At 68.9% G+C, this 26,148-nt stretch carries 22 protein-coding genes and 1 other RNA gene; 8 read left to right on the forward strand and 15 right to left on the reverse strand.

Annotation, left to right across the window (positions count from 1 at the left end; translation table 11 throughout):
• Positions 1-113: 113 nt before the first annotated feature.
• The 15 genes from ftsA to rsmI form a co-directional block, all read right to left on the reverse strand.
• Positions 114-1,346, reverse strand: coding sequence for a cell division protein FtsA (ftsA, locus tag ABIE04_RS05265; RefSeq protein WP_354547518.1), 1,233 nt, complete (start codon positions 1,344-1,346; stop codon positions 114-116).
• A complete protein-coding gene (locus tag ABIE04_RS05270; RefSeq protein ID WP_354547519.1) occupies positions 1,343-2,077 on the reverse strand; it encodes a cell division protein FtsQ/DivIB in 735 nt (244 codons plus the stop codon). Before ABIE04_RS05270 ends, ftsA begins: the two co-directional genes overlap by 4 nt.
• Positions 2,074-3,009, reverse strand: a complete 936-nt coding sequence (locus tag ABIE04_RS05275; RefSeq protein WP_354547520.1) for a D-alanine--D-alanine ligase — start codon at positions 3,007-3,009, stop codon at positions 2,074-2,076. Before ABIE04_RS05275 ends, ABIE04_RS05270 begins: the two co-directional genes overlap by 4 nt.
• 2 nt (positions 3,010-3,011) lie before the next feature.
• Positions 3,012-4,451 carry a UDP-N-acetylmuramate--L-alanine ligase gene (murC, locus tag ABIE04_RS05280; RefSeq protein ID WP_354547521.1) on the reverse strand — a complete coding sequence of 480 codons (1,440 nt, stop codon included), beginning with the start codon at positions 4,449-4,451 and terminating at the stop codon, positions 3,012-3,014.
• The gene (gene murG / locus ABIE04_RS05285; protein WP_354547522.1) at positions 4,448-5,521 is read right to left on the reverse strand and encodes an undecaprenyldiphospho-muramoylpentapeptide beta-N-acetylglucosaminyltransferase; all 1,074 of its coding nucleotides are present in this window, start codon (positions 5,519-5,521) and stop codon (positions 4,448-4,450) included. Before murG ends, murC begins: the two co-directional genes overlap by 4 nt.
• The gene (gene ftsW / locus ABIE04_RS05290) at positions 5,518-6,759 is read right to left on the reverse strand and encodes a putative lipid II flippase FtsW (protein ID WP_354547523.1); all 1,242 of its coding nucleotides are present in this window, start codon (positions 6,757-6,759) and stop codon (positions 5,518-5,520) included. Before ftsW ends, murG begins: the two co-directional genes overlap by 4 nt.
• Positions 6,759-7,862, reverse strand: coding sequence for a phospho-N-acetylmuramoyl-pentapeptide-transferase (mraY, locus tag ABIE04_RS05295; protein ID WP_354547524.1), 1,104 nt, complete (start codon positions 7,860-7,862; stop codon positions 6,759-6,761). Before mraY ends, ftsW begins: the two co-directional genes overlap by 1 nt.
• Positions 7,852-9,234: a UDP-N-acetylmuramoyl-tripeptide--D-alanyl-D-alanine ligase gene (locus ABIE04_RS05300; RefSeq protein ID WP_354547525.1), complete on the reverse strand. Its 1,383-nt coding sequence runs from the start codon at positions 9,232-9,234 to the stop codon at positions 7,852-7,854. Before ABIE04_RS05300 ends, mraY begins: the two co-directional genes overlap by 11 nt.
• On the reverse strand, positions 9,231-10,793 hold the full coding sequence (locus ABIE04_RS05305) for a UDP-N-acetylmuramoyl-L-alanyl-D-glutamate--2,6-diaminopimelate ligase (RefSeq protein WP_354547526.1): 1,563 nt from the start codon (positions 10,791-10,793) through the stop codon (positions 9,231-9,233). The genes ABIE04_RS05300 and ABIE04_RS05305 overlap by 4 nt, the downstream gene beginning before the upstream one ends.
• Complete coding sequence (locus ABIE04_RS05310; protein ID WP_354547527.1) at positions 10,790-12,604, reverse strand: peptidoglycan D,D-transpeptidase FtsI family protein; 1,815 nt, start codon at positions 12,602-12,604, stop codon at positions 10,790-10,792. Before ABIE04_RS05310 ends, ABIE04_RS05305 begins: the two co-directional genes overlap by 4 nt.
• Positions 12,601-12,861 carry a cell division protein FtsL gene (gene ftsL, locus ABIE04_RS05315; protein ID WP_214556654.1) on the reverse strand — a complete coding sequence of 87 codons (261 nt, stop codon included), beginning with the start codon at positions 12,859-12,861 and terminating at the stop codon, positions 12,601-12,603. Before ftsL ends, ABIE04_RS05310 begins: the two co-directional genes overlap by 4 nt.
• A 5-nt stretch (positions 12,862-12,866) precedes the next feature.
• Complete coding sequence (gene rsmH, locus ABIE04_RS05320; protein WP_354547528.1) at positions 12,867-13,793, reverse strand: 16S rRNA (cytosine(1402)-N(4))-methyltransferase RsmH; 927 nt, start codon at positions 13,791-13,793, stop codon at positions 12,867-12,869.
• 51 nt (positions 13,794-13,844) lie between these two features.
• Positions 13,845-14,291 (reverse strand): division/cell wall cluster transcriptional repressor MraZ, encoded by a 447-nt coding sequence (gene mraZ, locus ABIE04_RS05325; RefSeq protein ID WP_436410352.1) that lies wholly within the window; start codon positions 14,289-14,291, stop codon positions 13,845-13,847.
• A gap of 326 nt (positions 14,292-14,617) precedes the next feature.
• Positions 14,618-14,980: RNase P RNA component class A (gene rnpB / locus ABIE04_RS05330), an RNA gene on the reverse strand.
• A gap of 96 nt (positions 14,981-15,076) precedes the next feature.
• Positions 15,077-15,910, reverse strand: a complete 834-nt coding sequence (gene rsmI, locus ABIE04_RS05335) for a 16S rRNA (cytidine(1402)-2'-O)-methyltransferase (protein WP_354547529.1) — start codon at positions 15,908-15,910, stop codon at positions 15,077-15,079.
• 81 nt (positions 15,911-15,991) lie between these two features.
• Between rsmI and ABIE04_RS05340 the strand changes: the two genes are divergently transcribed.
• The 8 genes from ABIE04_RS05340 to dusB all read left to right on the forward strand — a co-directional run bounded on the left by ABIE04_RS05340 (position 15,992) and on the right by dusB (position 26,084).
• Positions 15,992-17,908 carry a penicillin-binding protein activator gene (locus tag ABIE04_RS05340; RefSeq protein ID WP_354547530.1) on the forward strand — a complete coding sequence of 639 codons (1,917 nt, stop codon included), beginning with the start codon at positions 15,992-15,994 and terminating at the stop codon, positions 17,906-17,908.
• Positions 17,908-18,264 (forward strand): YraN family protein, encoded by a 357-nt coding sequence (locus tag ABIE04_RS05345; protein ID WP_354547531.1) that lies wholly within the window; start codon positions 17,908-17,910, stop codon positions 18,262-18,264. The genes ABIE04_RS05340 and ABIE04_RS05345 overlap by 1 nt, the downstream gene beginning before the upstream one ends.
• A 58-nt stretch (positions 18,265-18,322) precedes the next feature.
• Entirely contained in the window at positions 18,323-19,693 is a 1,371-nt protein-coding gene (locus ABIE04_RS05350; protein WP_354547532.1) for an FAD-binding oxidoreductase, read from the forward strand.
• Positions 19,694-19,715: 22 nt separating this feature from the next.
• The gene (locus ABIE04_RS05355) at positions 19,716-20,318 is read left to right on the forward strand and encodes a uracil-DNA glycosylase family protein (protein WP_354547533.1); all 603 of its coding nucleotides are present in this window, start codon (positions 19,716-19,718) and stop codon (positions 20,316-20,318) included.
• Between the two features lie 121 nt (positions 20,319-20,439).
• Positions 20,440-21,708 (forward strand): nucleoside permease, encoded by a 1,269-nt coding sequence (locus tag ABIE04_RS05360; RefSeq protein WP_354547534.1) that lies wholly within the window; start codon positions 20,440-20,442, stop codon positions 21,706-21,708.
• A 99-nt stretch (positions 21,709-21,807) separates the two neighbouring features.
• Positions 21,808-23,928: a TonB-dependent receptor gene (locus ABIE04_RS05365; protein ID WP_354547535.1), complete on the forward strand. Its 2,121-nt coding sequence runs from the start codon at positions 21,808-21,810 to the stop codon at positions 23,926-23,928.
• A gap of 1 nt (position 23,929) precedes the next feature.
• Positions 23,930-25,042, forward strand: coding sequence for a PepSY-associated TM helix domain-containing protein (locus ABIE04_RS05370; protein ID WP_354547536.1), 1,113 nt, complete (start codon positions 23,930-23,932; stop codon positions 25,040-25,042).
• Between the two features lie 55 nt (positions 25,043-25,097).
• Positions 25,098-26,084 (forward strand): tRNA dihydrouridine synthase DusB, encoded by a 987-nt coding sequence (gene dusB / locus ABIE04_RS05375; protein ID WP_354547537.1) that lies wholly within the window; start codon positions 25,098-25,100, stop codon positions 26,082-26,084.
• The last annotated feature ends 64 nt before the right edge of the window (positions 26,085-26,148 follow it).

Genomic DNA, 26,148 nt, shown 5'->3' on the forward strand with positions numbered 1-26,148 from the left:
CGTAGAGTTGTTGTCGTTGTAACCATGGAGCGCGACTCCTGTCGGTCCATGGTGGTGGGCGAATCTCCTTCTGCCCGTGGCTGCGCCTCCTGCGCCGCTTAGAAAAACCGTCATCAGAAATTCCGGGTGAGCCAGCCACGCAACTTGCCGACCAGGCCGCCGACACTGCCGCCGCCCGAGCCGCCCATGCGCGTGCTGCCGGCGCGCGAGCCATGCAGCAGCAGGCCCACGCCGGTGGCGTGCAGCGGACTGGAAACGACTTCGCCGAGGCCGTCGATCTGCTGCGGCACGCCGATGCGCACCATCTTGTGGAAGATCTCCTCGGCCAGCTCCAGCGCGCCTTCCATCTTCGAGGCGCCGCCGGTCAGCACCACGCCGGCCGCGACCAGGCTCTCGTAACCGGAGCGGCGCAGCTGGTCCTGCACCATTTCGAAGATCTCCTCGTAGCGCGCCTGCACCGACTGCGCCAGCGACTGCCGCGCCAGCCGGCGCGGCGGGCGGTCGCCGACGCTGGGCACCTGGATGGTTTCCTCGGCGTGCGCCAACCCGGTCTGCGCGCAGGCGTACTTGATCTTGATCTCCTCCGCATGCGCGGTCGGCGTGTGCACGCCGTAGGCGATGTCGCTGGTGACCTGGTCGCCGCCGACCGGTAGCGAGGCGGTATAGCGGATCGAGCCCTGGGTGTAGATCGCGATGTCGGTGGTGCCGGCGCCGATGTCGACCAGGCACACGCCCAGCTCGCGCTCGTCGTCGGTCAGCACCGCCTTCGCGCTGGCGACGGCCGACGGCACCAGTTCGTCCACGGTGAGGCCGCAGCGCTGGATGCACTTGGTGACGTTCTGCACCGCCGCCGCCGCGCCGGTGACCAGGTGCACGTTAGCCTCCAGCCGCACGCCACTCATGCCGATCGGCGCACGGATGCCATCCTGGCCGTCGATGCGGTATTCCTGCGACTCCTTGTAGAGCACCTTGCGGTCGGCCGGGATCGCCACCGCGCTGGCCGCCTCCAGCACCTGCTCCAGGTCGCTGGCGGTGACCTCGCGGTCGCGGATCGCCGCATTGCCGTGCGAATTGCGGGTTTCCAGGTGGCTGCCGGAGATCGACGCATAGACCGAGCGGATGTCGCAGCCGGCCATCAGTTCGGCCTCCTCCACCGCGCGCTGTATCGAGTGCACGGTCGATTCGATGTCGACCACCGAGCCGCGCTTCATGCCGCGCGAGACGTGGGTGCCGATGCCGATCACGGTGATCGGTTCGCCCGGCTCGTACTCGCCGACGATCGCCACCACCTTCGAGGTGCCGATGTCGAGCCCGACCACCAATTGCTTGTCATTGCGCGGCTTCATGAGCGGGGCGAACCTCCAGCGTTGACGGCGGCCGTCTGCGGCCAGCGCACGGCGAATCCATTGGTGTAGCGAAGATCGGCGTAGGCGAAGCCGTCGGTGTGGCCGGCGATCAGCTGCGGGTAGACGTCGAGGAAGCGACGCAGCCGGCGCCCGGCGTACTCGCGGTCGCCGATCACGATCTGCGCGCCGTCCGCCATGCTCACGCTCCAGCTGCCACGGTCGGTCAGCGCCACGCCGGTGATCTGCAGTTGAGTGCCGGCGAATGCCTTGCGGGTTTCCGCATAGAAGCTGACCACCTCGGCCAGCCGTGCATCCGGGCCGTGCAGGCTCGGCAGCGCGCCGACGCCATCCATGCCCGGCGCATCGAACACCAGGCCTTGCCGGCTGATCAGCTGCTTGTCGTTCCAGCGTGCGAACGGCTGGCGCTCGTAGATGCGCAACTGCAGGGTGTCCGGCCAGCGCTTGCGCGCCTCGACAGACTCCACCCACGGCAGCGCGGCGACGGCCTTCTGCACCGCATCGAGATCCAGCGCGAAGAAGCCCTTGCCCAGGCGCGGCCGCACCGCGGCGCGGATGTCGTCCGCGCTGACGTGCTTGAACTCGGCCTGCACCGTCAGCTGGGTCACCGGCCAGCGCCCGGCTGCAAACCACCCGCGCAGCACGCCGACGATCGGCAGCGCGACCAGCGCGATGGCGAGGCACCAGGCGACGAGGCGGATGGTTCCTTTCACATGCCCTCCCGGAAACTGGTTTCCAGCACGCGCCAGCACAGTTCCTGGTAGTCGATGCCGGCCGCCTTGGCCGCCTTCGGCACCAGCGAGTGCGAGGTCATGCCCGGCGCGGTGTTCACTTCCAGCAGCCAGTTGCGGCCGGCGCGGTCGCGCATCACGTCGACGCGGCCCCAGCCGGCGCAACCCAGTGCATCGAACGCCTGCAGCGACAGCGTGCGCAGTTCCGCTTCGGCGTCGCCCTCCAGACCGGGGCACAGGTACAGGGTGTCTTCGGCGATGTACTTCGCGTTGTAGTCGTAGAACGCGCCCTTCGGCACGATGTGGATGCTGGGCAGCACCTCGCGGCCGAGGATGCTGACGGTCAGCTCGTCACCCTCGATCAGGGTTTCCATCAGCAGGTCGCCCGGATACTTCGCGGCCAGCTCCACCGCCTGGTCCAGCTGCGCCTCCTCGAACACGCGGGTGACACCCACGCTGGAACCCTCGCAGGCCGGCTTCACGATCAACGGGAAGCCGATCTGTTTCGCCGCCGCATGCACATCCGCGCCGCGCGGCAACGCCACGAACTTCGGCGTCGGCAGGCCAAGCGACTGCCACACGCGTTTCGAGCGCGTCTTGTCCATCGACAACGCCGAGCCCAGCACGCCCGAGCCGGTGTACGGCACGTCGAGCGCCTCCAGCGCGCCCTGCAGCACGCCGTCCTCGCCACCGCCATGCTGGCCGTGCAGGATGTTGAACACGCGCGCGAAGCGGTCGGTGCGCAGTGCGTCGAGCAGCGCCGGGATGCCGTCGATCGCATGCGCGTCCACGCCGCGCGCCCTGAGCGCCTCCAGCACGTTGCGGCCGGAATCCAGCGAGACCTCGCGCTCGGCCGAGCTGCCGCCCATCGCCACGGCGACGCGACCAAACCGGGCAGGATCCGTGATCTTCATGCTCACTTGCTTGTCCTCAGGTTGCCGAGCTGGGCCAGCTCGACCGCCGCCGCGCCGATGTCGCCGGCACCCAGCAGCAGCAACAGATCACCGTCGCGCAGCAGCGCCGGCAGGGTTTCCTTCAGCTCGCGCGGATGCTCGACCAGCACCGGATCGACCTTGCCGCGCGCGCGCACCGCGCGCGCCAGGGCGCGGCCGTCGGCGCCGGCGATCGGCGCCTCGCCGGCCGGGTAGACGTCGGTCAGCACCAGCACGTCGACCTCGGCCAGCACGTTGGCGAAGTCGTCCAGCAGGTCGCGCGTGCGGCTGTAGCGGTGCGGCTGGAAACCGACCACCAGGCGGCGCTCGGGCCAGCCGCCGCGGGCGGCGGCGAACACCGCGGCCAGCTCGCGTGGGTGATGGCCGTAGTCGTCGACCAGCAGCACGTGGCCCTGGTCCAGCGCAATCTCGCCGCGCCGATGGAAGCGCCGGCCGACACCCTGGAAGTTCTCCAGCGCACGCGCCAGCGCCTCCGCCTCCACGCCAAGCTGCCAGCCGATCGCGGACGCGGCCAGCGCGTTCAGCACGTTGTGCCGGCCCGGCAGGTTGAGCTTCACCGGCAGCGCTTCATCGCGACCCGGCAGCAACAGGTCGAAGTGCATCTCGAAGCCGTGCTGGCTTACGTTCAACGCGCGCACGTCGGCGTCCGCGGTGTCGATGCCATAGGTCATCACGCGGCGGGTGGTGGACTTCGCCAGTTCGGCCACCTCGGGGTCGTCCACGCACAGCACGGCCAGGCCGTAGAACGGGAGCCGGTGCAGGAAATCGGCGAACGCCTTCTTCACCTCGGCGAAATCGCCGTGGTAGTTCTCCAGGTGATCGGCGTCGATGTTGGTGACCGCGGCGATCACCGGCGACAGCAGCAGGAACGAGCCATCGGATTCGTCGGCTTCCGCGACCAGGTACTGGCCGGTGCCGAGTCGCGCGTTCGCGCCGGCCGCGTTGAGCTGGCCGCCGATCACGAAGGTCGGGTCGTAGCCGGCCTCGGCCAGCACGCTGGCGGTGAGGCTGGTGGTGGTGGTCTTGCCATGCGTGCCGGCGATCGCCACGCCGCGGCGGAAGCGCATCAGCTCGCCCAGCATCTCCGCGCGCGGAATCACCGGGATGCGCGCCGCGCGGGCCGCGACCAGCTCCGGGTTGTCCTGCTTGATCGCGCTCGAGGTCACCACCACGTCGGCGTCGCCGATGTTCTCCACGGCATGGCCGACATGCACGACGATGCCCAGCTGCTGCAGCCGCTGCGCGGTCGGCGAATGCGCGCGGTCGGAACCGGACACCGCATAGCCAAGGTTGTGCAGCACTTCGGCGATGCCGCTCATGCCGACACCGCCGATACCGATGAAGTGCACCCGGCGGAACGTGCTCATCGGGTCTTCGTGTGCGTGCAACCTGCGCGGCGTCATGCGGCCACCTCCAGGCAGGCGCGCGCGATGACCTGCGCCGCGTCGGGTTTGGCCAGCGTGCGCGCGGCTTCGGCCATCGCCAGCAGGCGGCTGCGATCACCCAGCAACGACTCCAGTCGCTGCGCCAGAATCTGTACGTCCAGCTCGTTCTCCTGCATCAGTTCGGCGGCTCCGGCCGCCATCAGTACTTCGGCATTGCGCGTCTGGTGGTCGTCCACCGCGTGCGGGAACGGCACCAGCACGGCGCCCAGCCCGGCCGCAGCCAGTTCGGCCAGGGTCAGCGCGCCGGCGCGGCAGACGGCCAGGTCGGCCCAGCCATAGGTGCCGGCCATGTCGTCGATGAAGGCAACCACCTGCGCCTCGACGCCAGCCTTCGCATACGCCGCACGCGCTTCGTCGAGACCGCGGCTGCCGCACTGGTGCAGCACCTCGGGACGTTGCACCGGGGTCAATTGCGCCAGCGCCTGCGGCAACACCAGGTTCAGCGCGCGGGCGCCGAGGCTGCCGCCCAGTACCAGCAAGCGCGGCTTGCCGTCGCGCCCGGCCATGCGCTCGGCCGGCGGCGGCAACGCGGCGATCGCCTCGCGCACCGGATTGCCGACCCACTCGGCCCGCGGCAAGGCATCGGCGAAACCGGCCAGCACGCGCTTCGCCAGTCCGGCCAGCCTGCGGTTGGTGAACCCGGCCACGCGGTTCTGCTCGTGCACCAGCAGCGGCCGGCGCAACAGCCATGCGGCGAGGCCGCCGGGGCCGGCCACGTAGCCGCCCATCGACAACACGCTGCGCGGCTGCACCTGGCGCAGCACGGCCAGCGAGGCGAACAACGCGCGCAGCAGCATCAGCGGCGCCAGCAGCCGGGTCCTGATGCTCTTGCCGCGCAGGCCGCCGACGGCCACGGTGTGCAGCTCGATCCGCTGCGCCGGCACCACCTTCGTCTCCATCCCGCCGACCGCGCCCAGCCACACCACCGGCACGCCCTGCGCACGCAGGCACTCGGCTACCGCAAGGCCGGGGAAGATGTGGCCGCCGGTGCCGCCGGCCATGATCAGCACGGGCGCTTGCGTGCTCATGCGGCCACCGCCTCGCGCGGCTTCGCCGCAACATTCGCATCGGCGGCGACCACCGCCGCCGGCATCCGCGTGGCCATCTGCCGCGCGTCCAGCGCACGGTTGATCTCGTAGGTGGCGCGCAGCAGCACGCCGGCCATGGCGCAGGTCAGCACCATCGACGAGCCGCCGTAGCTGATCAGCGGCAGAGTGAGTCCCTTGGTCGGCAGGGCGCCCAGGTTCACGCCGACCGACACGAACGCCTGCATCGCCAGCATCAGCGAGATACCGAACGCGACGTAGCCGGCAAAGCGCTGGCCGACCTCGACGCCCTTCAGGCCCAGGTACAGGCCGCGTCCTACCGCCAGTCCGAACAAGCCGATCACCAGCAGCACGCCGGCCAGGCCCAGTTCCTCGCCGATCACCGCAAAGATGAAATCGGTATGCGCCTCCGGCAGGTAGGACAGCTTCAGCACGCTGGAGCCCAACCCCACCCCGGTCCATTCGCCGCGGCCGATCGCCATCAGCGACTGGGTCAGCTGGAAGCCATCGTTGAACGGGTCCTTCCACGGATCCATGAACGAGGTCAGCCGCTTCATGCGGTAGCTCTCGCCGGTCGCCGCCACGTACAGCAGCGGCATCAGCGGCAGGCCCATCAGGAACAGGAAGATCGGCCGCGCGCCGCCCAGCCAGACCATCGCGATGGTTACCGCGATCACCAGCGTGGCCGAGCCGAAGTCCGGCTGCGCCAGCAACAGCAGCACGATCATGCCGGCGACCAGCACCGGCTTGAACAGGCCCAGGAACTTCGTCTCCACGTTCTCGCGGTGACGCACCAGGTAGCTGGCCACATAGACCACCAGAATGAGTTTTACCGCCTCGACCGGCTGGAACGTGGTGACCAGCAGGTTCAGCCAGCGCCGCGCGCCGTTGATGCGCAGGCCGAGGTGCGGCACGAACACCGCCAGCAGCATCAGGAACGCCAACGCCAGCAGCGGGAACGCATATTTTTCCAGCAGCTTCAGCTCGGTGCGCATCGCCATGCCGGCGGCGAACAGACCCAGGCCGAGGAACAGCAGGTGCTTCTTCAGGAAATAGAACGCGCCGATGTGCTGGCTGTCCGCCACCGCGATCGAGCTCGACGTCACCATCACCACGCCCACGCTGGCCAGCCCGATCAGCGCGACCAGCAGCCACAGGTCGAAGCTGCCGCGCGGTCCGGTACGGCGTTTGGCTTGGGTGGTGGCGTCGAAGATCGGCATCAGCGCACCTTCAACGTGGCAAGACCGACCAGCACCAGCACCACGCTGATGATCCAGAAGCGCACGATCACGCGCGGTTCGGGCCAGCCCTTCAATTCGAAGTGGTGGTGGATCGGCGCCATCCGGAACACGCGCTTGCCGGTGAGCTTGAAGCTCGCCACCTGGATCATCACCGACGCGGTTTCCATCACGAACACGCCGCCCATCACCAGCAGCACGACCTCCTGGCGCACGATCACCGCCACGCAACCGAGCGCCGCACCCATCGCCAGCGCGCCGACGTCGCCCATGAACACCTGCGCCGGATACGTGTTGAACCACAGGAAGCCCAGCCCCGCGCCGGCCAGCGCGCCGGTGAAGATCGCCAGCTCGCCCGCGCCGGGAATCGAGGGGATGCCCAGGTATTCGGAGAACACCTTGTTGCCGGCCAGGTAGGCGAACACGCCGAGCGCGCCGGAGACCAGCACGGTGGGCATGATCGCCAGGCCGTCCAGCCCGTCGGTGAGGTTCACCGCGTTGGAGAAGCCCACGATCATGAAGTAGGTGATCACCACGAAGAACAACCCCAGCGGCAACACCACGTGCTTGAACAGCGGCACGTACAGCGCGGTCTCCGCCACCGGCAGGCCGGCGGCTGCCGCATGCGGCGCGGTGTAGTACAGGAACAGCGCCGCGCCGAGGCCGAACACGGACTGCCAGAAGTATTTCCAGCGGCTGGCCAGGCCACGGCTGTCCTTCAGCACCAGCTTGCGGTAGTCGTCGTAGAAGCCGATCGCACCGAAGCTCAGCAGCACCGCCAGCACCACCCACACGTAACGGTTGTGCAGGTCGGCCCACAGCAAGGTGGCGACGGTGACCGAAAGCAGGATCATCACGCCGCCCATGGTCGGCGTGCCGGCCTTGACCAGGTGTGTCTGCGGACCGTCGCTGCGCACCACCTGGCCGGCCTTCAGCGCGGCCAGCCGGTTGATCAGCCACGGCCCGTACAGCAGCGACAGCGACAGCGCGGTGAGCGCAGCCATGATCGTGCGGAAGGTGATGTACTGGAACAGATGCAGCGCGGTGAAATGCCGTGCCATCCAGTCGGCCAGTTCAAGCAGCATCGGATGCGTCCCCCTTGTTCTTGTCCGCATGACCCGGATGACCGCCGAGCGCCGCCACCACCCGCTCCATGCCAGCCGAACGCGAGCCCTTCACCAGGCAGGTGACGCCGGCGTGCAACTGCGCCTGCAGCGCGGCGATCAGCGTGGCCTTGTCGTCGAAATGCTCGCCGCCCGCGCCGAAGGCCTCGACCGTGGCCACGCCGAACGGGCCCACCGCGAACAGCTGGTCGACGCCGCGTTCGCGGGCGCGTTCACCGATACCCGCATGCAGCGCGCGTGCGTCCGCGCCCAGCTCGGCCATGTCGCCGAGCACCAGCCAGCGTTCGCCGCCGGCCAGCAGCAAGGTGTCGATCGCCGCCGCCATCGAGCTGGGGTTCGCGTTGTAGCTGTCATCGATCAAAGTCCAGCCGCCCTCCATCGTCTCGCGGCGCAGTCGGCCGGCGACGCCGGGCACCTGCTCCAGCCCGGCCACGATGGTTTCCAGCGGCACCTCAAGCGCCAGCGCCACTGCCGTCGCAGCCAGCGCATTGGCGATGTTGTGGCGCCCAGGCAGCGGCAACGACACGTCGGCATCGCCCTGCGGCGTGCTCAGCACGAAGCGCGAGCCGTCCACGCGCTGCTCGACGATGTCGGCACCGACGTCGGCCGGCTGCTCGAGACCGAAGCGCAGTTGCCTGCGCGCGCCGGCCAGGCCGCCGAAGAAACTGGCGAACGCGTCGTCTGCGTTGATGATCGCGATGCCGTCCGCCGGCAAGGCCTGGTACAGCGCGCCCTTGGTCTCGGCCACGCCCTCGATGCTGCCCATGCGTGCAAGATGCGCCGGCGCGATGAGCGTGACGAGGCCGATATCTGGCCGTGCGATGGCAGCCAGGTAGGCGATGTCGCCCGGCTTGCCGGCGCCCATCTCGAACACCGCGTATTCGGTGTCCCGCGGCATCGAGAGCAGGCTCAGCGGCAGGCCCAGTTCGTTGTTGAAGTTGCCCGCGCTGACATGGGTGCGGCCGTGCCGCGACAGGATCGAGGCCACCAGCGTCTTCACCGTGGTCTTGCCGTTGGAACCGGTGATGCCGACCACGCGCACGTCGCGCTGGGCGCGCACCGCGCTGGCCAGGTCGCCCAGCGCCAGCTCGGCGTCGTTCACCAGCACCTGCGGCAGTTCGCTGTCGACCTTGCGCGTGACCAGCGCGGCAACCGCGCCGCGCGCGGCGGCCTCGCCCAGGTAGTCGTGGCCGTCCGCCCGCTCGCCCTTGATCGCCACGAACAGGTCGCCCGGCCGCAGCTTGCGCGTGTCGATGGCGACGCCGGTGATCTCGGCATCGCTGCCAAGCAGGCGGCCGTGGGTCCACACGGCGATGGCGCTCAGCGACATCATGCTCGCGGCTCCTGGCTGATCCGTTCCAGCACGGCATGCGCCACCGCCAGATCGTCGAACGGACGCTTGCCGGTGGCGCCGTCCTGATAGGTTTCGTGGCCCTTGCCGGCGATCAGCACGACGTCGCCGGCGTGCGCCAGTTGCAACGCGTCGGCGATCGCCACCGCGCGATCGCGCTCCACCGCCATCGCGCGCGCCGCGGCCATGCCGGCGACGATCTGCGCCACGATCGCGTCGCCGTCTTCGCCGCGCGGGTTGTCGTCGGTGACGATGGCCACATCGGCCAGCCGCGCCGCGATTTCGCCCATCAACGGACGCTTGCCCGCATCGCGCTCGCCGCCGCAGCCGAACACGCAGATCAGCTTGCCGGCGCAATGCGCGCGCACCGCGGTCAGCGCCTGCTCGAGCGCGTCCGGCGTATGCGCGTAATCGACCACCACCAGCGGCTGGCCACGCAGACCACCGAGCCGGCTCATCCGCCCGTTGACCGGCTGCAATTGCTCGACCGCTTCGACGATGCTCGCGAACGGCTCACCCAGCGCGCCGAGGCAACCCACCACGGCGAGCAGGTTGGCCACGTTGAAGCGGCCGATCAGATGGCTGCGGATCGCCCGCGTGCCCCACGGCGTGCGCAGCTGGAACGCCAGCCCTTCGGCCGAGGTGACGATCGCGCTGGCGGCGATCTCCGCCTCGCCGTCGTCGGCCATGCTGAAACGCAGGCGTTGCACGCCGGCGGACAGTTGCGTCGCCAGTTCGCGGCCGAACGCATCGTCGATGTTGATCACCGCGCCGCGCAGGCCCGGCCAGGCAAACAGCTTCGCCTTGGCCGCGCCGTAGGCTTCCATGCTGCCGTGGTAGTCCAGGTGGTCGCGGGTGAGATTGGTGAACGCGGCCACCTCGAAATCCACCGCACCCACGCGGCCCTGCTCCAGCGCGTGCGACGATACCTCCATCGCCACATGGCCGACCCTGGCGTCGCGGAATTCCGCCAGCAGCGCCTGCACACTGATTGCATCCGGCGTGGTGCGCTCGCCTTCGCGCAACTGGCCATGCACGCCGGCGCCGAGCGTGCCGATCGAGGCCGCACGATGGCCGAGCAGGGTCAGCGCCTGCGCCAGCAACTGCACGCAAGAAGTCTTGCCATTGGTGCCGGTGACGCCGACCATCCGCATCGACTCGCTGGGACGATTGTAAAAACGCGCGGCGATTTCGCTGACCTGGCCGTGCAAGCCGTCGATCCACAGAACGGGAACCTCACCGACTGCCTGCGGCAGTCGACCCCTTCCGCCTTCGGCACCTTCCCCTGCAAGCAGGGGAAGGGATTCATTTGGCGCGGGCGCCTCGGCCAGCACCACCCGGGCACCGCGCTGCACGGCGCCGGCGGCGAAGGTGATGCCATGGGCCTGGCTGCCGCGCAAGGCGAAGAACGCGTCGCCGCGCTGCACCTGGCGCGAATCAAGGGTCAGTCCGGACACCACGATGCGGCCGGTCTCCGGCGCGGCGGCGATCGGCGCTTCGGCGATGCCCAGCAGCAACTGGTCGAGATGGCCGGTGCTCATGGCGTGTCCTCGTCGACCGGTGCATCGTCGAGCGGCGCATCGACCGGCGGCTTGCTGCCGACCAGCCCATCCGGACTCTGCAACGGGCCGCCGACATACCAGCGGCCGATGTTGTCCGGCGGCACATCGAGCAGGCGCAGCGCACCCTCCATCACCTTGGCGAACACCGGCCCGGATACCGTGCCGCCGTAATAGCTGCCCTTCTGCGGATTGTCGATGACGACCACGCCGACCAGGCGCGGATTGGACGCCGGCACGACGCCGGCGAATGCGGAGGTATAGCTGTTCTTGTCGTAGCCGCCGACGCTCGCCTTGTGCGCCGTGCCGGTCTTGCCGGCCACGCTGTAGTTGGCGATGCGCGCCGGTGTGCCCGTGCTGCCCGGGCCGGTCACCGTCTCCATCATCTGCACCAGCTCGTGCGCGATCTGCGGCGAGATGATCTGTTTGGCGGCGTTGTCGTTGCCCTTGATGAAGGTGGGGCTGTGCATCACGCCGCCGTCGGCGATGGTGGCGTAGGCGTTGGCCAGCTGCAGCACGGTCACGTTGAGTCCGTAGCCATAGCCCAGGATGGCCTTTTCCAGCGGCCGCCAGTCGCGCCCGATCCGCAGGTAGCCGGAGGCCTCGCCGGGGAAGCCGCTCTCGGTGCTGTTGCCGAAACCGAACGCGCGATAGGTGTCGTACATCAGGCCGGTATCGAGTGTCATCGCGATGCGCGCGGCGCCCACGTTGCTCGACTTGGTGATCACGCCGGTCGGCGTCAGCACCCCGTAATTGTGCGTGTCGTGGATGTCGTGGCCCTGGAAATACCAGTGCCCGCCGGTGGTGTCGATGAGCGGGCTGGTCGGAGTGTACTTGCCGCTGGACAGCGCCGCCGCCATCAGGATGGGTTTCACGGTGGAGCCCGGCTCGAGCACGTCGGTCATCGCCCGGTTGCGCCGCTGGCCCGGCTTGCTGCCGCTGAGCGCGTTCGGGTTGTAGGTCGGCAGGTTGGCCATCGCCAGCACTTCGCCGGTCTTCGCATCGAGCACCACGATCGAGCCGGAGTCGGCCTGGGATTTCTCCAGCGTGTTCTTCAGCTCGCTGTAGGCGAGGAACTGGATGCGCCGGTCGATGCTGAGCGTGAGGTTCTGTCCCGGCTTCGGCGCGCGCACCTGCTCGATGTCCTCCACCACGTGGCCCATGCGATCGCGGATGACGCGCTTGGCGCCCGGCTTGCCGGCCAGCCAGTCGTCATAGGCCAGTTCCAGTCCTTCCTGGCCGCGGTCGTCGATGTTGGTGAAGCCGAGCACGTGCGCGGTCACTTCGCCGGACGGGTAGTAGCGCTTGAATTCGCGCTGGCCGTTGATGCCGGGAATGCCCAGGTCCAGCACGGCCTGCGCCGCGGCCGGCGCCATCTGCCGGCGCAGGTAGACGAACTCGCGGTCGGAACGCTGCGCCAGCTGCGCCTTCAGGCCGTCCGCATCCACGCCCAGCGCCTGCGCCAGCGCGGGGATACGCTCGTCGTTGTCGAGCACCTCGGACGGGTTCGCCCAGATCGACATCATCGGCGTCGATACCGCCAACGGCTCGCCGTTGCGGTCGAAGATGGTGCCGCGCGACACCGGGATCGGCATCTCGCGCAGGAAGCGCGCGTCGCCCTGGCGCTGGTAGAACTGCTTGCGCACCACCTGCAGGTCGAACGCGCGCGCGACCAGGCCGATCGAGGCCAGTCCGAGCAGGCCGACCACCACCACCATGCGCCGGCGCGCGCTGGGGCCGGCGCTGCGGCGCCGACCGGACTGAGGGGGAGTGTTGTGGTTGCGCCAGCTCATCGCAGCAACCGGATGTCTTGCGGGCGCGGATCGACCATGCCCAGCTTCTGCCGGGCTTCGTCGTCGATGCGCCGCGGTTCAGCGTAGGTGGCCTGCTCCAGTTCGAGCTTGCCGTATTCGATGTTCAGCTCGTCGCGCTGGTTCTGCAGCGCGGTCAGGTTGACGAACAGCACGCGGCTCTCGTGACGCGTCCACACCACGCCGAGCGCGCTGGCCAGCACGGCGACCAGCAGGGTCAGCAGGCACAGGGCGCCGATCGCCTTCATGACAACTTCTCCGCCACGCGCAGCACGGCCGAGCGCGCACGCGGGTTCACCGCCAGCTCGGCGTCGGACGGGAACTGCGCCTTGCCGACCGCTGCCAGCCGCGCCGGGGCGGCCTGCACCGGCGGCCCGCGGCGGCTGTTCTGCACGCGGCCGGAGTGATCGCGGATGAACAGCTTCACCGCGCGGTCTTCCAGCGAGTGGAAGCTGATCACCGCCAGCCGCCCACCGGGCTTGAGCCGTTCCAGCGCCGCGTCCAGCCCCTGCTGCAGGGCGTCCAGCTCGCCGTTCACGCGGATGCGCAGCGCCTGGAAGCTGCGCGTGGCCGGATGCTTGCCCGGCTCGCGCCGGCCCGCCACGCGCTCGATCAGCGCGGCCAGCTGGCCGGTACGGGTGAACGGGGTGGCGTCGCGGTCGGCCACGATGGCGCGGGCGATGCGCCGGCTGTGGCGCTCTTCGCCGTAATTCCACAGCACGTCGGCGATCTCGCGCTCGCTGGCCTGGGCCAGGAAATCCGCGGCGCTTTCGCCCTGGGTGGTGTCCATGCGCATGTCCAGCGGCGCATCGGCCATGAAACTGAAGCCGCGCGCGGCCTCGTCCAGCTGTGGCGAGGACACGCCGAGGTCGAGCAGCACGCCGTCGAGGCCGGCCGCGGTCTCGTCCCACTCGGCCAGGCTGGAGAAATTTGCATGCCGGATCGCGACGCGCGGATCGCCGGCGAATTCGGCCCGGGCTGCGGCGATCGCAGCGGGATCGCGATCCATCAGCAGCAGGCGGCCGTCGGGGCCAAGGCGCGACAGAACCGCGCGGGCGTGACCGCCGCGACCGAAGGTTCCATCGAGATAGCGCCCGCCAGCCTGCACGGCGAGTCCCTCCACTGCTTCACCCAGCATCACCGGGATGTGCCGCAACTGCTGCTCGGCCATGCCGCACTCCCGCTCCCGTCCCGCCAAATTCGACTGCCTCACCGTTGCCGGTTAAAGGCGAAGATCCGCCATGTGTTCCGTGATGTCGTCCTCGCCGATGACCTGGCGGATCTTGGCCAGGTGGGCCTGTTCGCTCCACAGCTCGAACTTGTTGCCCATGCCCAGCAACACCGCCTTCTTCTCGATGCCCGCCGCGGCGCGCTGGCTTGCCGGCAGCAGAACCCGCGCCGCGCCGTCAGGCTCGACCACCGCAGCGGCACCCACCAGCTTCATCTGCATGTCGCGATGGGCGGCCTTGACCTTGGGCAAGGCGTTCACCTGGTCGCGTACCTGCTCCCACTCGCCATGCGGAAACAGCCACAGGCAACCCGGCTCGAACGGGTTGTAGGTGATCACCAGACGATTGGCGCACTCGCCCGCCACCTGCTCCCGATATGCCGTCGGAATGGTCAGGCGACCCTTGTCGTCGATGGTGATGGCGGTTTCGCCCTGAAACACGATCAGCAGACTCCACTAAAACCCACAATTTCACACTGAGGCCCACGATAATCTCGCCCCATGAGACTGTCAAGGGAATTTCGCTTGTGAATCAAGGAGTAAAGGCAGAATGCTGACCGTACATGCAGCATATTCTCAGGAACGCGGGCAAGGTGTTTGAAAGCAGGGAATTTTTTATAAATTCAAATGCGCTGCTTTGCGCCCAAACCGGGTGAAATCCGGCCGAATCGGCGCCGTGAGGCCACTCGGGGATGAATCACCGTTCACACAGACGCCTCCCTCACCACGGCGACGACGAATCGCGGTGGTGAAGGAAGGCACGAAAGAGGTGGAGTCGGCCTGTAAGCCGGGTTCTGTACGTCTTGCGACGCGACAGTCATTCCTCTCGGCCAGGCGTCGCCGCCTGGCTCCAGCAACCTACCCGGGAACAACGCGGGCCGCGTTATCGTTCCCCTATTTGGTCTTGCTCCGAGTGGGGTTTACCGTGCCGTACGGCGTTGGCCCCGTACGCGGTGCGCTCTTACCGCACCCTTTCACCCTTACCTGTGCCCTTGCGGGCCATCGGCGGTCTGCTCTCTGTTGCACTGGCCGTCAGCTCACGCTGCCCAGGAGTTACCTGGCACTCTGCCCTGCGGAGCCCGGACTTTCCTCGATGCGCTTGCGCGCGACGCGACTGTCCGGCCGACTCCATGGAGAAGAATACAGGAGTGAGTGAAGAGGAGTGAGAAACGAGAGAAAAGTCGCTGCATGCATGTTTGCCTACCTCACTTCTCACTCCTCTCCACTCACTTCTCGCCCTCGTAGAGAGATTTGCGCGGCGCGCCGCTGATCGCCGCCGCCAGCTTCGCCGCCTTCGCCGGCGGCAGCTCCTCGCGCAGGATCGCGAAGACGCGTTGCCCCTCGGCCAGCTTCGCGTCCGCTTCCTCGCCGCGCCCCGCGACCAGGATCACATGCTCGCCGCGCTGCTGGTCGGGATCGGCGACGACGCGCGCCGCCAGTTCCGCCAGCGGCGCGCCCAGCACGGTCTCGAACAGCTTGGTCAGTTCGCGTGCCAGCACCGCCTCGCGGTCGGCGCCGAACACGTCGCGCATGTCGGCCAGGCTCTCGCCGACCCGATGCGACGACTCATAGAAGATGAGCGTGCGCGCGTCGCCCGCCAGCTCCTGCAGCCGGCTGCGCCGTGCGGCGGCTTTCGGCGGCAGGAAGCCTTCGAACACGAAACGGTCGCTGGGCAGGCCGGCCACCGACAGCGCCGCAATCGCCGCGCAGGCACCCGGCACCGGAATGCAGCGGATGCCGGCCGCGCGCGCGGCACGCACCAGCCGGAAACCCGGATCACTGATCAGCGGCGTGCCCGCATCGGAAATCAGCGCCACCGCATCACCGCCCTGCATCCGGCGCACGATCGCCTCCACCGCATCGCGCTCGTTGTAGTCGTGCAGCGCGATCAGCGGCGTGTCGATGTTGTGATGCACCAGCAGCGGCCGGCTGTGCCGGGTGTCCTCGGCGGCGATCACCGCCACCGCGCGCAAGGTTTCGATCGCGCGGGCGGACAGGTCATCACGATGACCGATGGGGGTAGCCACCACCCACAGGCAGCCTGGCTGAACAGATGACATCTGAGAACTCCTGCGCCGTAAGCCGGCAAGTCGATCCGCTATGATCGCGCATTGACGACCATGACGAACAAGGGATTTCCCATGCGCTTCATGCGCCTCTCGCGCGTCGCCGCGATCGGACTGCTGTTTTCACTGGCGCTGGCCGCCTGCGTGCCGGCGAATGCACCGCGCTCGCCGGCCGAACTCGCCGCCGCGCAAAGCGCCGAGGCGCTGTCCCGGCAGGGCCAGTTCGACCAGGCCGCCCAGGCATGGCTGGCACTGGCTGCACAATCGCGCGGCCACGCCGACAGCTACCGCCTGCTCGCCGCCGAGGCCTGGCGCGAGGAAGGTCAACTCGATCGCGCCGCCCCGGTGCTGGACACCATCAAGCGCCAGCGTCTGAGCGGTGACGAGCCGCTCCGCTTCGACCTGCTGCTGGCCGAGCTCGCGCTCGGTCGACACGACGCCGCCACCGCGCTGCGGCTCACCACGCAACCGAACGTGGTGGCGCCGCCCGCACTGCAACTGCGCCTGCTGGAATGGCGTGCCCGCGCCATGGCCGCCAGCGGCGACCGCTGGGGCGCCGCACGAACCCGCGTGCAGATGGACGGCCAATTGAGCGGTTTCGACCACACCCAGAACCGCCAGCAGATCCTCGAACTGCTCAACCAGGTCGGCGTCGACTCGCTCAAGCAGCGCGCCGCCGCGATGCAACGCGGCGACCGCATGCTGCCATGGGTGAACGAAGCGCTGAGCCAGCTCGGCGTCGCCGTGGCGCAACCGCCGCCGGACCTTCAGCAGCCGGTCGGCACCCTGCTGCCCGGCGCCGACGCGAATGTGCGCGAAGGTTACAAGGTGCCCGCCCAGGTTGCCCTGCTACTGCCCAACGACGGCAATTACGCCGCGGCAAGCACGGCGATCCGCGAAGGCTTCTTCGCGGCCTATCTCGACGCCGGGCGCAACCACGCGCCGCGTCCGTCGGTGCGCGTCTACGACAGCCAGGGCACCGCCGACGGCGCGGTCAAGGCGTACCAGCAGGCAGTCAGCGATGGCGCCCGGCTGGTGGTCGGCCCGCTGACCCGCGGCGAAGTCGCCGCGGTGTTCAGCCAGGCGCAACTGCCGGTGCCGGTGCTGGCATTGAACCATCCCGACGACAAGCAGCTGCCGGCGACCGATGCCAGCGAATTCGGCCTGCTGCCGGAAACCGAAGGTGCCCAGGCCGCCGACCACATGGTCGAGCGCGGCCTGCGCCAGGTCTACGTGCTGGTCTCCACCGACGATTTTGCGCAGCGCGCGGCCGGGGCCTTCAAGGCCGAACTGGCGGCGCGTGGCGGCCAGCTCGCCGGCATGATCACCCTGCCGCCGGGTGTCACCAGCTACGCCAACATCATCACCGGGCTGAAGCTTCCTACCGCGCCCGCCGCTTCCGCACCCGCCGCCAGCGGCACCGCCGCTCCCGCCGAAAACGGCGTCGTGAACGATGCCGGCATCTTCATCAGCATGCGTCCGGCGCAAGCGCGTGTGCTGCTGCCGCAGTTGCGCATTGCACAGGTGAACCTGCCGGTGTTCGCCACCTCGCACGTCTATGAAGGCAGCGACGACGTCGCCGCCAATCGCGACCTGGACGGCGTCGAGTTCTGCGATGCGCCGTGGCTGTTCGATGCCCAGCCGGGCCTGCCGAACCGTGACGGGGTCGCCGCACGCCTGCCGGCGGCCCGCGGAGGCGCGGCGCGGCTGTTCGCGTTCGGCATGGATGCGTGGAACCTGGTGCCCTACCTCGACTGGCTGCGCGCGCACCCGGGCAGCTACGTGCCCGGCGCCAGCGGCCAGCTCGCCGCCGACCAGTTCGGCCGCGTACGCCGCGTGCTGATCTGGGCGCAATTCCAGAACGGCCTGGCGCGCCCGCTGGGCGGCAGCCTGCAGATGGACGACGTGCCGTCGAACGCGCCTCCGGCCACGACCGAGCCATCGCCGGCGGGCTCCTCGTCGGGCGGGACCTTCCAGCCCGCGGCGGACTGATGCGCGTCGCCGGCGACGGCTTCGAACAGCGCGCCTGCGGCGAACTCGAGCGCGCCGGCCTGAAGCTGCTGGCACGCAACTACACCACCCGCCACGGCGAGCTGGACCTGGTGATGCGCGACGGCGACAGCGTGGTGTTCGTCGAAGTGCGCTATCGCCGAAGCGCCAGCCACGGCGACGCCGCCACTTCGGTCACCGCGGCCAAGCAGGCGAAACTGATCCTCGCCGCGCAGCACTGGCTGGCCGCGCACCCGCAACACGCGCGGCGCAGTTGCCGCTTCGACGTGGTCAGCTACGACGGCCCGCCCGATGCCATCCGGCGCGATTGGCTGCGCGGCGCATTCGAGGCCGGCTGAGCCGACCCGGCTGATCTGGCGCAGCAAATTTTCCCCGCGAGTGGATTACGCTTTGCCGATGCACCTGCCTGCCGAACTGCTCTTCCGCCTGCGCGAGATCTTCCCCATCGACGCACTCGCCACCGGCGAAGCGGAGCGGATCGCCTACTCGTACGACAATTCGCGCCGGCAGGCGCTGCCCGACGCGGTGGTGTTTCCCACGGAGCACGCCCAGGTCGAGGCGCTGGTGCAGGCCTGTCGTGCGCACGAGGTACCGGTGATCGCACGCGGGCGCGGCAGCAACACCACCGGCGCCACGGTGCCGGTGGCGGGTGGCGTGGTGGTGAGTTTCGAACGGATGAACCGGATCCTGCGTATCGATCCGGACAACCGCCTCGCGGTGGTCGAGCCTGGTGTATTGAACGGCGACTTGCAGCAGGCGCTTGCCGCCCATGGCTTCTTCTGGCCACCCGATCCCTCCTCGGCGCCCTGGTGCAGCATCGGCGGCAACCTCGCCTGCAACTCGGCGGGACCACGCACGGTGAAATACGGCAGTCCGCGCGAGAACACGCTGGGCCTGCGCGCCGTGGCCGGCAGCGGCGAAGGTTTCCGCTGCGGCACTTACACCAGCAAAGGCGCGACAGGCTACGACCTGACCCGCCTGCTGATCGGTTCGGAAGGCACGCTGGCGCTGATCACCGAAGCCACCCTGAAACTCACGCCGAAACCGTCGGCGGTGCGCACGCTGCGCGCGACTTATCGCGATGTCGGCGCGGCGGCGCGCGCGGTGGCGCGGATCATGGCGCAGCCGGTGACGCCGTGCGCGCTGGAATTCATCGACGACGCGGCGCTGAAGCTCGCGCACGATCATGGCGGCGACCGCGTGCCGTTGGCCGGCGCGATGCTGATGATCGAGGTGGACGGCGAGCCGGCCACGCTGCCTTCGGCGGTCGACGCGGTGTCGGCAGCGGCGCGCGGCGACGGTCTGGAAGAACTTCGCGTCGCCGAAACCGCCGAGGAAACCCGCGCGCTGTGGGCCGCACGCAAGGCATTGTCACCGGCGCAGCGCACCATCTCGCCGCACAAGATCAACGAAGACGTGGTGGTGCCGGTCAGCCACCTGCCCGCGCTGGTCGACGGCATCAGGCTATTGTCGGCGAAACACGATGTGCTGATCGTCAGCTTCGGCCACGCCGGCAATGGCAACCTGCACGTGAACCTGCTGCCACGCGACGACGCCGAACGCGAGCGCGCACACGCCTGCCTCGCCGACGTGTTCGCGCTGGTGCTCTCGCTTGAGGGCACGCTGTCGGGCGAACACGGCATCGGCATGGTCAAGCGCGAATTCATGCCGCTGGCACTGGAGCCGGCCACGCTGGAGCTGATGCGCAACGTCAAGGCCGCCTTCGACCCCGACGGTATCCTCAATCCGGGCAAGTTGCTGCCTTGATGGACGGACATCGGAGAACGCCATGACCAAGGGTGACCGGGTGGATGAACTGCTCGGCGAGATCCGCGCGTGCCGGATCTGCGCGGCGCATCTGCCGCTGGGACCACGACCGGTGCTGCAGGCATCGGCGACGTCGCGGCTGCTGATCGTCAGCCAGGCACCGGGGCGCAAGGTGCACGAGACCGGCATTCCGTTCAACGACCCCAGCGGCGACCGGCTGCGCGACTGGCTGGGGATCGACAAGGCCATGTTCTACGACACCGGCCGCGTCGCGATCGTGCCGATGGGTTTCTGTTTCCCCGGCACCGGTCGCGGCGGCGACCTGCCGCCGCGACCCGAATGTGCGCCGGCCTGGCATCCGCGCCTGCTGCCGCTGCTGAAGCAGGTGCAACTGACCCTGGTGATCGGCCAGTACGCGCAGGCCGGCCTGCTCGGCGTGGCGCGCGGCACGCGCCTCACCGACACCGTGCAGGCATGGCGCGACCATCTCGCCCACGGCCGCCTGCCGCTGCCGCATCCCAGCCCGCGCAATCGGCTGTGGCTGGCGCGCAACCCGTGGTTCGAGACCGAACTGCTGCCGGTGCTGCGCGAACGCGTGGCCGCGGCGCTGCATGCAGCGGACTGAGCGGGCGCCGCAGCGCGCCTTGCCGCCCGCCTGCCGATTCATCTAACCTGCCCGGGCTTCACGGCCACGGGGCAGTTCCCTCGGCCTCTCCTGGGGAACCCGACATGCTGGATACCGGCCGATGAGCATCAAGCTCCGCCTCGTGGCGATGAATTTTCTGCAGTTTTTCGTGTGGGGCGCGTGGCTGATCACCATCGGCGCCTACTGGTTCCAGTACCGGCACTGGTCCGGCGCGCAGTTCGGCGCGATCTTCTCGACCATGGGCATCGCCTCGCTGTTCATGCCCTCGCTGATGGGCGTGATCGCGGACAAGTGGCTCAACGCGGAGAAGCTTTACGGCCTGCTGCACATCAGTGGCGCCATCGTGTTGTTCATCGTGCCGATGATCGACAATCCGGCCACCCTGTTCTGGGTGATGCTGCTCAACATGATGTGCTACATGCCGACGATCTCGCTGGCGATCGCGGTGGCGTTCAACGCGTTGAAGACCGACGGTGCCGACGTGGTGCTGGTATTCCCGCCGATCCGCGTGTGGGGCACGATCGGTTTCATCGCCGCGATGTGGATGGTGAGCCTGCTGCATCTGGAAACCTCCGGCGGCCAGTTCTACGTGGCCTCCGGCGCGGCGCTCCTGCTGGGCCTGTATGCGTTCACCCTGCCGAAGTGTCCGCCGCGCCTGCGTGGACAGGCCCATACCTCGTGGCTGGATACGCTGGGGCTGACCTCGTTCGCGCTGTTCAAGAACAGCAAGATGGCGATCTTCTTCATCTTCGCCATGCTGCTGGGCGCGGCGCTGCAGCTGACCAACGCCTACGGCGACACGTTCCTGCACGACTTCGCCAAGGTCGACGCGTACAAGGGCATGCTCGCCGTGCGCTACCCGGCGATCATCATGTCGATTTCGCAGGTGTCCGAAACGCTGTTCATCCTCGCCATCCCGTTCTTCTTCAAGCGCTTCGGCATCAAGACGGTGATGCTGATCAGCATGGTCGCGTGGGTGCTGCGCTTCGGCCTGTTCGCCTATGGCGACCCGGGCCCCGGCCTTTGGATGATCGTGCTGTCGTGCATCGTGTACGGCATGGCGTTCGACTTCTTCAACATCTCCGGCCAGCTGTTCGTCGAGGAGCAGAGCGACCCGGCGATCCGCGCCAGCGCGCAGGGCCTGTTCATGCTGATGACGAACGGCATCGGCGCGATCCTGGGCAGCTCGATCAGTGGCGTGATCATCGACCTCTGGTTCACCCACGCCGACGGCAGCAAGGACTGGCACGGCATCTGGACCACCTTCGCGCTGTACTCGCTGGTGGTGGCGGTGCTGTTCGCGATCTTCTTCAAGCACAGGCACGTGCGCGTCGCGACGCTGCCGGCGGGCGGACCGCTGCACGGCTGAGCCCGGCATCGCGCTCCGCCGGGCCGGTCGGTTCGGCGGAATGATTGTTATTGCGAATCATTTTCATTTAACATGCGCCTCCTCAACTTGGAGGCCTTCATGTCGTTCCCCGCTCGCCCGCTCGCCCTTGCCATCGTGTTCGCCTGCGCCGGCGTCGCCCATGCCGCCGACCAGAAGGACGCCGTCGAGCTCAGGCGCATCGAGGTTTCCGAAAGCACGCTGCGCATGCCGCAGAGCCAGGGCGCGCTGCCGACCACGATCACGGTGATCACCGCCGAGGACCTGCGTCAGCAGCTCGCGATCAATCCGGACCTCTCCGACGCCATCGGCAACCTGCTGCCTTCGTTCGCCCCCTCGACGCAGAAGCTCAGCTCGCGCGGGCAGACCCTGCGCGGGCGCAACCCGCTGTACATGATCGACGGCGTGCCGCAATCGAGCCCGCTGCGCAACGGTTCGCGCGATGCTTACACGATCGACCCGGCAATGATCGAGCGCATCGAGATCGTCGAGGGGTCCAACTCGATGCAGGGCCTCGGCGCCGCCGGCGGCATCATCAACATCATCACCAAGCAGGCGCCGAAGCAGGACGGCGTGCGCCAGGAAGTCACGGTCAACACCAGCGCACCGACCCGCGGCGCGAACGGCCTGGGCTACGGCGCGGCGTACCTGCTGGGCCTGCGCAGCGGCGCCTTCGACTTGGTCGCCGGCGCGTCGTGGCGCAAGCGCGGCATGTACTCCGACGCGAAGGGGCGGCTGATCGGCGTCGACGGCACCCAGGGCGACCTGATGGATTCGCGCAGCACGGACGGCTTCGCCAAGCTCGGCTACGATTTCGCCGGCGCGCGCCGGCTGCAGCTGACGGTCAATCGTTTCGACCTGCAAGGCAACGGCGACTACACCGCTGTGCCGGGCGACATGGCAAGCAACCTGCCGACCACCTCGGTCCACGGCAAACAACCCGGCGATGCGCCGCGCAACCGCGTGCTGACCAGCAGCCTCGACTACCGCGACCCGGCGCTGGCCGGCGGCGAACTGCGCGCGCAGCTGTATCACCAGAAGAACCGCGAACTGTTCGGCGGCGGCCGCTTCGCCACCTTCCAGGACCCGGCCTACGGTCCGAACGTCTTCGACCAGTCGCAGAACGTCTCAACCAAGGACGGCGCGCGGCTGTCGTGGGCGCGGCGCGGCCTGCTCGACGGCAAGCTCACCGTGCTGGCCGGCGCCGACGGTTACCGCGACCGTACCTTCCAGGAACTGACCCACACCGGCCGCCACTGGGTGCCGGACAGTACCTACACCGGCTGGGCACCGTTCCTGCAGGCCGAGTACTGGCCGCTCGAGTCGCTGTCGCTGTCCGGCGGCCTGCGCCACGAGCACGGCACGCTGGACGTGCCCACCTTCCAGACGCTGGCCGCTTACAACGGCGTCACCGTGCAGGGCGGCTCCACCCGCTTCAGCAAGACGCTGCCGAACCTCGGCGCGGTCTGGTACCTCACCGGCCGGATCAACCTGTTCGCCAGCTACGCCGAGGGCTACACCCTGCCCGACGTGGGCCGCGTGCTGCGCGCGATCAACAAGCCGGGCCAGGACGTGGCCAGCTTCCTCGACCTGAAACCGGTGGTCTCGGACAACCGTGAAGCGGGCGCCGAGTACGCCGGCGACCGCGCGGGCGCCCGGGTGAGCTACTACGTCTCGCGCTCGCGGCTGGGCTCGGTACTGGTGTTCGACGCGCCGAACCAGGTCTACAACGTGATGCGCCAGCGCACCGCGATCAGCGGCTGGGAAGCGCGCGCGAACTGGCAGCCGTTCGACGGCACCCGCCTGGACGCCTCCTTCGCGATCAACCGCGGCCGCTCGGACCGCAACGGCGACGGCCAGGTCGACTCCGACCTCGACGGCGCCAACATCGCGCCGAACCGGCTCAACCTGTCGTGGACGCAGCGCTGGAACGACGCCTGGTCGAGCTACCTGCAGCTGAGCCACGCCTACAGCCGCGACTTCGCCACGCTGGGCCGGCGCAGCGCGCACTTCGACGGCTACAGCACCGCCGACGCCTACCTGAAGTGGCACACCGACAGCGCCGGCGACTGGACCCTGGGCGTGCAGAACCTCGCCAACGAGCAATACATCAACTACGTCGCGCAGACCGTCGGCGACGACGATTCGTACTTCGCCGGCCGCGGCCGCGTGGTCTCGCTGACCTGGCAGCAGGCCTTCTGAAGTGTCCGCCTCCGCGACCACGATCGAGGCATCCGTCCGCCGTGCCGGCGCCGTGCGGTACTGGCTCAAGCGCCTGCATCTGTGGGTCGGCCTCAGCGTGGGGCTGGTCTACGCGCTGATCGCGCTCAGCGGCAGCGTGCTGGTGCTGCAGGGTCCGCTGCTGCGCCTGCTGCACCCGCCGCTGGCCGCGCATGCGTTGCCCGACGCCGCCGCGCACGCGGCCGTGCTGACGCGCATCACGCACGAATGGCCGTCCAGGGGACTGCGCAGCGCCGATCTGCCGACCGCCGAGCTGCCGGTATGGCAGCTGTATTTTTCCGACGGCTCACGGCGCTATCTCGATCCCTCCGACGGCAGCCTGCTGCTGACGCGCGCACCCGGCAGCGACCTGTTGCTGACCCTGCGCGACTGGCACACCCACCTGCTCGCGGGGAAAACCGGCGAGGCCGTGCTGGGCGTGCTCGGCTGGCTCACGCTGGGACTGCTGCTTTCCGGCGTGTGGCTGTGGTGGCCGGGCCGGCGGAATCTGCGCGGCAGCCTGCGCATCCATACGCAGCCACCGGCACGGCGCTGGGTCAGCTGGCATCGCAGCATCGGCGCGCTCAGCCTGCCGTTGCTGCTGCTGGTGACCTTGACCGGCACCTTGATGGTCTACAGCGCAGGCACCCGACACGTCTTGCAGACGCTGTTCGCGGACGCGCCGGCCACGCCGACGCCGGCCCGCATCGCACCGCGCCCGCAGGCGATCGACTGGGCGGCGGTACTCGACGCCGCGCAGCACGCGCTGCCGGGCGCCGAGTTGCGCCGCATCGCGCTGCCCTCGGCCAACGACGGCCGCGTGACGATCCGCGCACGGGCGCCGGGCGAATGGCATCCGGTCGGGCGCAGCCAGGTGTGGCTCGATCCTTACCAGGCCCAGGTGCTGGGCGCCGTCGACGCCACCGCCGAGGGCACCGGCGCGCGCATCAGCAACGCGGTTTATCCGCTGCACGCCGGCAGCGTGGGCGGCCTGGCCGGGAAGCTGCTGGTGCTGCTGTGCGGCCTGCTGCCGCCATTCTTCCTGGTGACCGGGTTCCTGTTCTGGCGCACGCGCCAACGGCGCCACCGCCGATAAGCGATCCCGGAAGCCGACGGCACGTCGGTTCCCGCGATTCACTTACAATGGGCGGATGCAAATCGGCCCTTACCTGATCGACCCGCCGCTGGTGCTCGCCCCGATGGCGGGTGTCACCGACAAGCCGTTCCGCCTGCTGTGCAAGCGGCTCGGCGCGGGCCTGGCCGTGTCCGAGATGACCACCGCCGACCCGACCCTGTGGCAGACGCGCAAGTCGCTGCGCCGGATGGACCACGCCGGCGAACCCGAGCCGGTCAGCGTGCAGATCGCCGGCTACGATCCCGCGATGCTGGCCGAGGCGGCACGCTTCAACGTCGCCAACGGCGCGCAGCTCATCGACATCAACATGGGTTGCCCGGCCAAGAAGGTGTGCAACGTGTGGTCCGGCTCCGCGCTGCTGCAGGACGAGCCGCTGGTGGCACGCATCGTGAAGGCGGTGGTGGACGCGGTGGACGTGCCGGTGACGCTGAAGATCCGCACCGGCTGGAACCGCGACAACAGGAATGCGCTGAACATCGCGCGCATCGCCGAGGACGCCGGCATCGCCGCGCTGGCCGTGCACGGCCGTACCCGCGCCGACAAGTACGAAGGCGAGGCCGAGTACGCCACCATCGCCGCGGTGAAGGCCGCCGTGCGCATCCCGGTGCTGGCCAACGGCGACGTCTGCACCCCGCAGCAGGCGAAGCACGTGCTTGCCGTCACCGGCGCCGACGCGGTGATGATCGGCCGCGGCGCCCAGGGCCGGCCGTGGATCTTCCGCGAGATCGCCCACTACCTCGCCACCGGCGAACTGCTGCCCGAACCGGAACCGGCCGAAGTCGCCGCGATCCTGCTCGGCCACCTCGAACACCTGCACGCGTTCTACGGCGAACCGGCCGGCGTGCGCATCGCGCGCAAGCACCTGGGCTGGTACGCGAAGGACCGTCCCGAGAACGCCGCGTTCCGGCAGGTGGTCAACCGCGCCGAAACCGCCAGCGAACAGTTGCGCCTGACCCGCGACTATTTCGCCGCGCTGGCCAGCGGCGAGCGCCTGGCCGCCTGATGCAGGCGAAAACCGGAACAGCCGTCCATACGGCTGAATGCGCGGCAACCCCCGGGCAAGCTGA

Origin of the sequence: Rhodanobacter soli, from assembly GCF_040548735.1 — a bacterium.
Taxonomy (GTDB): domain Bacteria; phylum Pseudomonadota; class Gammaproteobacteria; order Xanthomonadales; family Rhodanobacteraceae; genus Rhodanobacter; species Rhodanobacter soli_A.

What these genes read in the sequence shown, in the direction of transcription:
- ftsA (WP_354547518.1), bottom strand. Translation starts at nt 1,346, where the DNA reads ATGAAGCCGCGCAATGACAAGCAATTGGTGGTCGGGCTCGACATCGGC.
- ABIE04_RS05275 (WP_354547520.1), bottom strand. Translation starts at nt 3,009, where the DNA reads ATGAAGATCACGGATCCTGCCCGGTTTGGTCGCGTCGCCGTGGCGATG.
- murC (WP_354547521.1), bottom strand. Translation starts at nt 4,451, where the DNA reads ATGACGCCGCGCAGGTTGCACGCACACGAAGACCCGATGAGCACGTTC.
- murG (WP_354547522.1), bottom strand. Translation starts at nt 5,521, where the DNA reads ATGAGCACGCAAGCGCCCGTGCTGATCATGGCCGGCGGCACCGGCGGC.
- ftsW (WP_354547523.1), bottom strand. Translation starts at nt 6,759, where the DNA reads ATGCCGATCTTCGACGCCACCACCCAAGCCAAACGCCGTACCGGACCG.
- mraY (WP_354547524.1), bottom strand. Translation starts at nt 7,862, where the DNA reads ATGCTGCTTGAACTGGCCGACTGGATGGCACGGCATTTCACCGCGCTG.
- ABIE04_RS05300 (WP_354547525.1), bottom strand. Translation starts at nt 9,234, where the DNA reads ATGATGTCGCTGAGCGCCATCGCCGTGTGGACCCACGGCCGCCTGCTT.
- ABIE04_RS05305 (WP_354547526.1), bottom strand. Translation starts at nt 10,793, where the DNA reads ATGAGCACCGGCCATCTCGACCAGTTGCTGCTGGGCATCGCCGAAGCG.
- ABIE04_RS05310 (WP_354547527.1), bottom strand. Translation starts at nt 12,604, where the DNA reads ATGAGCTGGCGCAACCACAACACTCCCCCTCAGTCCGGTCGGCGCCGC.
- rsmH (WP_354547528.1), bottom strand. Translation starts at nt 13,793, where the DNA reads ATGGCCGAGCAGCAGTTGCGGCACATCCCGGTGATGCTGGGTGAAGCA.
- rsmI (WP_354547529.1), bottom strand. Translation starts at nt 15,910, where the DNA reads ATGTCATCTGTTCAGCCAGGCTGCCTGTGGGTGGTGGCTACCCCCATC.
- ABIE04_RS05340 (WP_354547530.1), top strand. Translation starts at nt 15,992, where the DNA reads ATGCGCTTCATGCGCCTCTCGCGCGTCGCCGCGATCGGACTGCTGTTT.
- ABIE04_RS05345 (WP_354547531.1), top strand. Translation starts at nt 17,908, where the DNA reads ATGCGCGTCGCCGGCGACGGCTTCGAACAGCGCGCCTGCGGCGAACTC.
- ABIE04_RS05350 (WP_354547532.1), top strand. Translation starts at nt 18,323, where the DNA reads ATGCACCTGCCTGCCGAACTGCTCTTCCGCCTGCGCGAGATCTTCCCC.
- ABIE04_RS05355 (WP_354547533.1), top strand. Translation starts at nt 19,716, where the DNA reads ATGACCAAGGGTGACCGGGTGGATGAACTGCTCGGCGAGATCCGCGCG.
- ABIE04_RS05360 (WP_354547534.1), top strand. Translation starts at nt 20,440, where the DNA reads ATGAGCATCAAGCTCCGCCTCGTGGCGATGAATTTTCTGCAGTTTTTC.
- ABIE04_RS05365 (WP_354547535.1), top strand. Translation starts at nt 21,808, where the DNA reads ATGTCGTTCCCCGCTCGCCCGCTCGCCCTTGCCATCGTGTTCGCCTGC.
- dusB (WP_354547537.1), top strand. Translation starts at nt 25,098, where the DNA reads ATGCAAATCGGCCCTTACCTGATCGACCCGCCGCTGGTGCTCGCCCCG.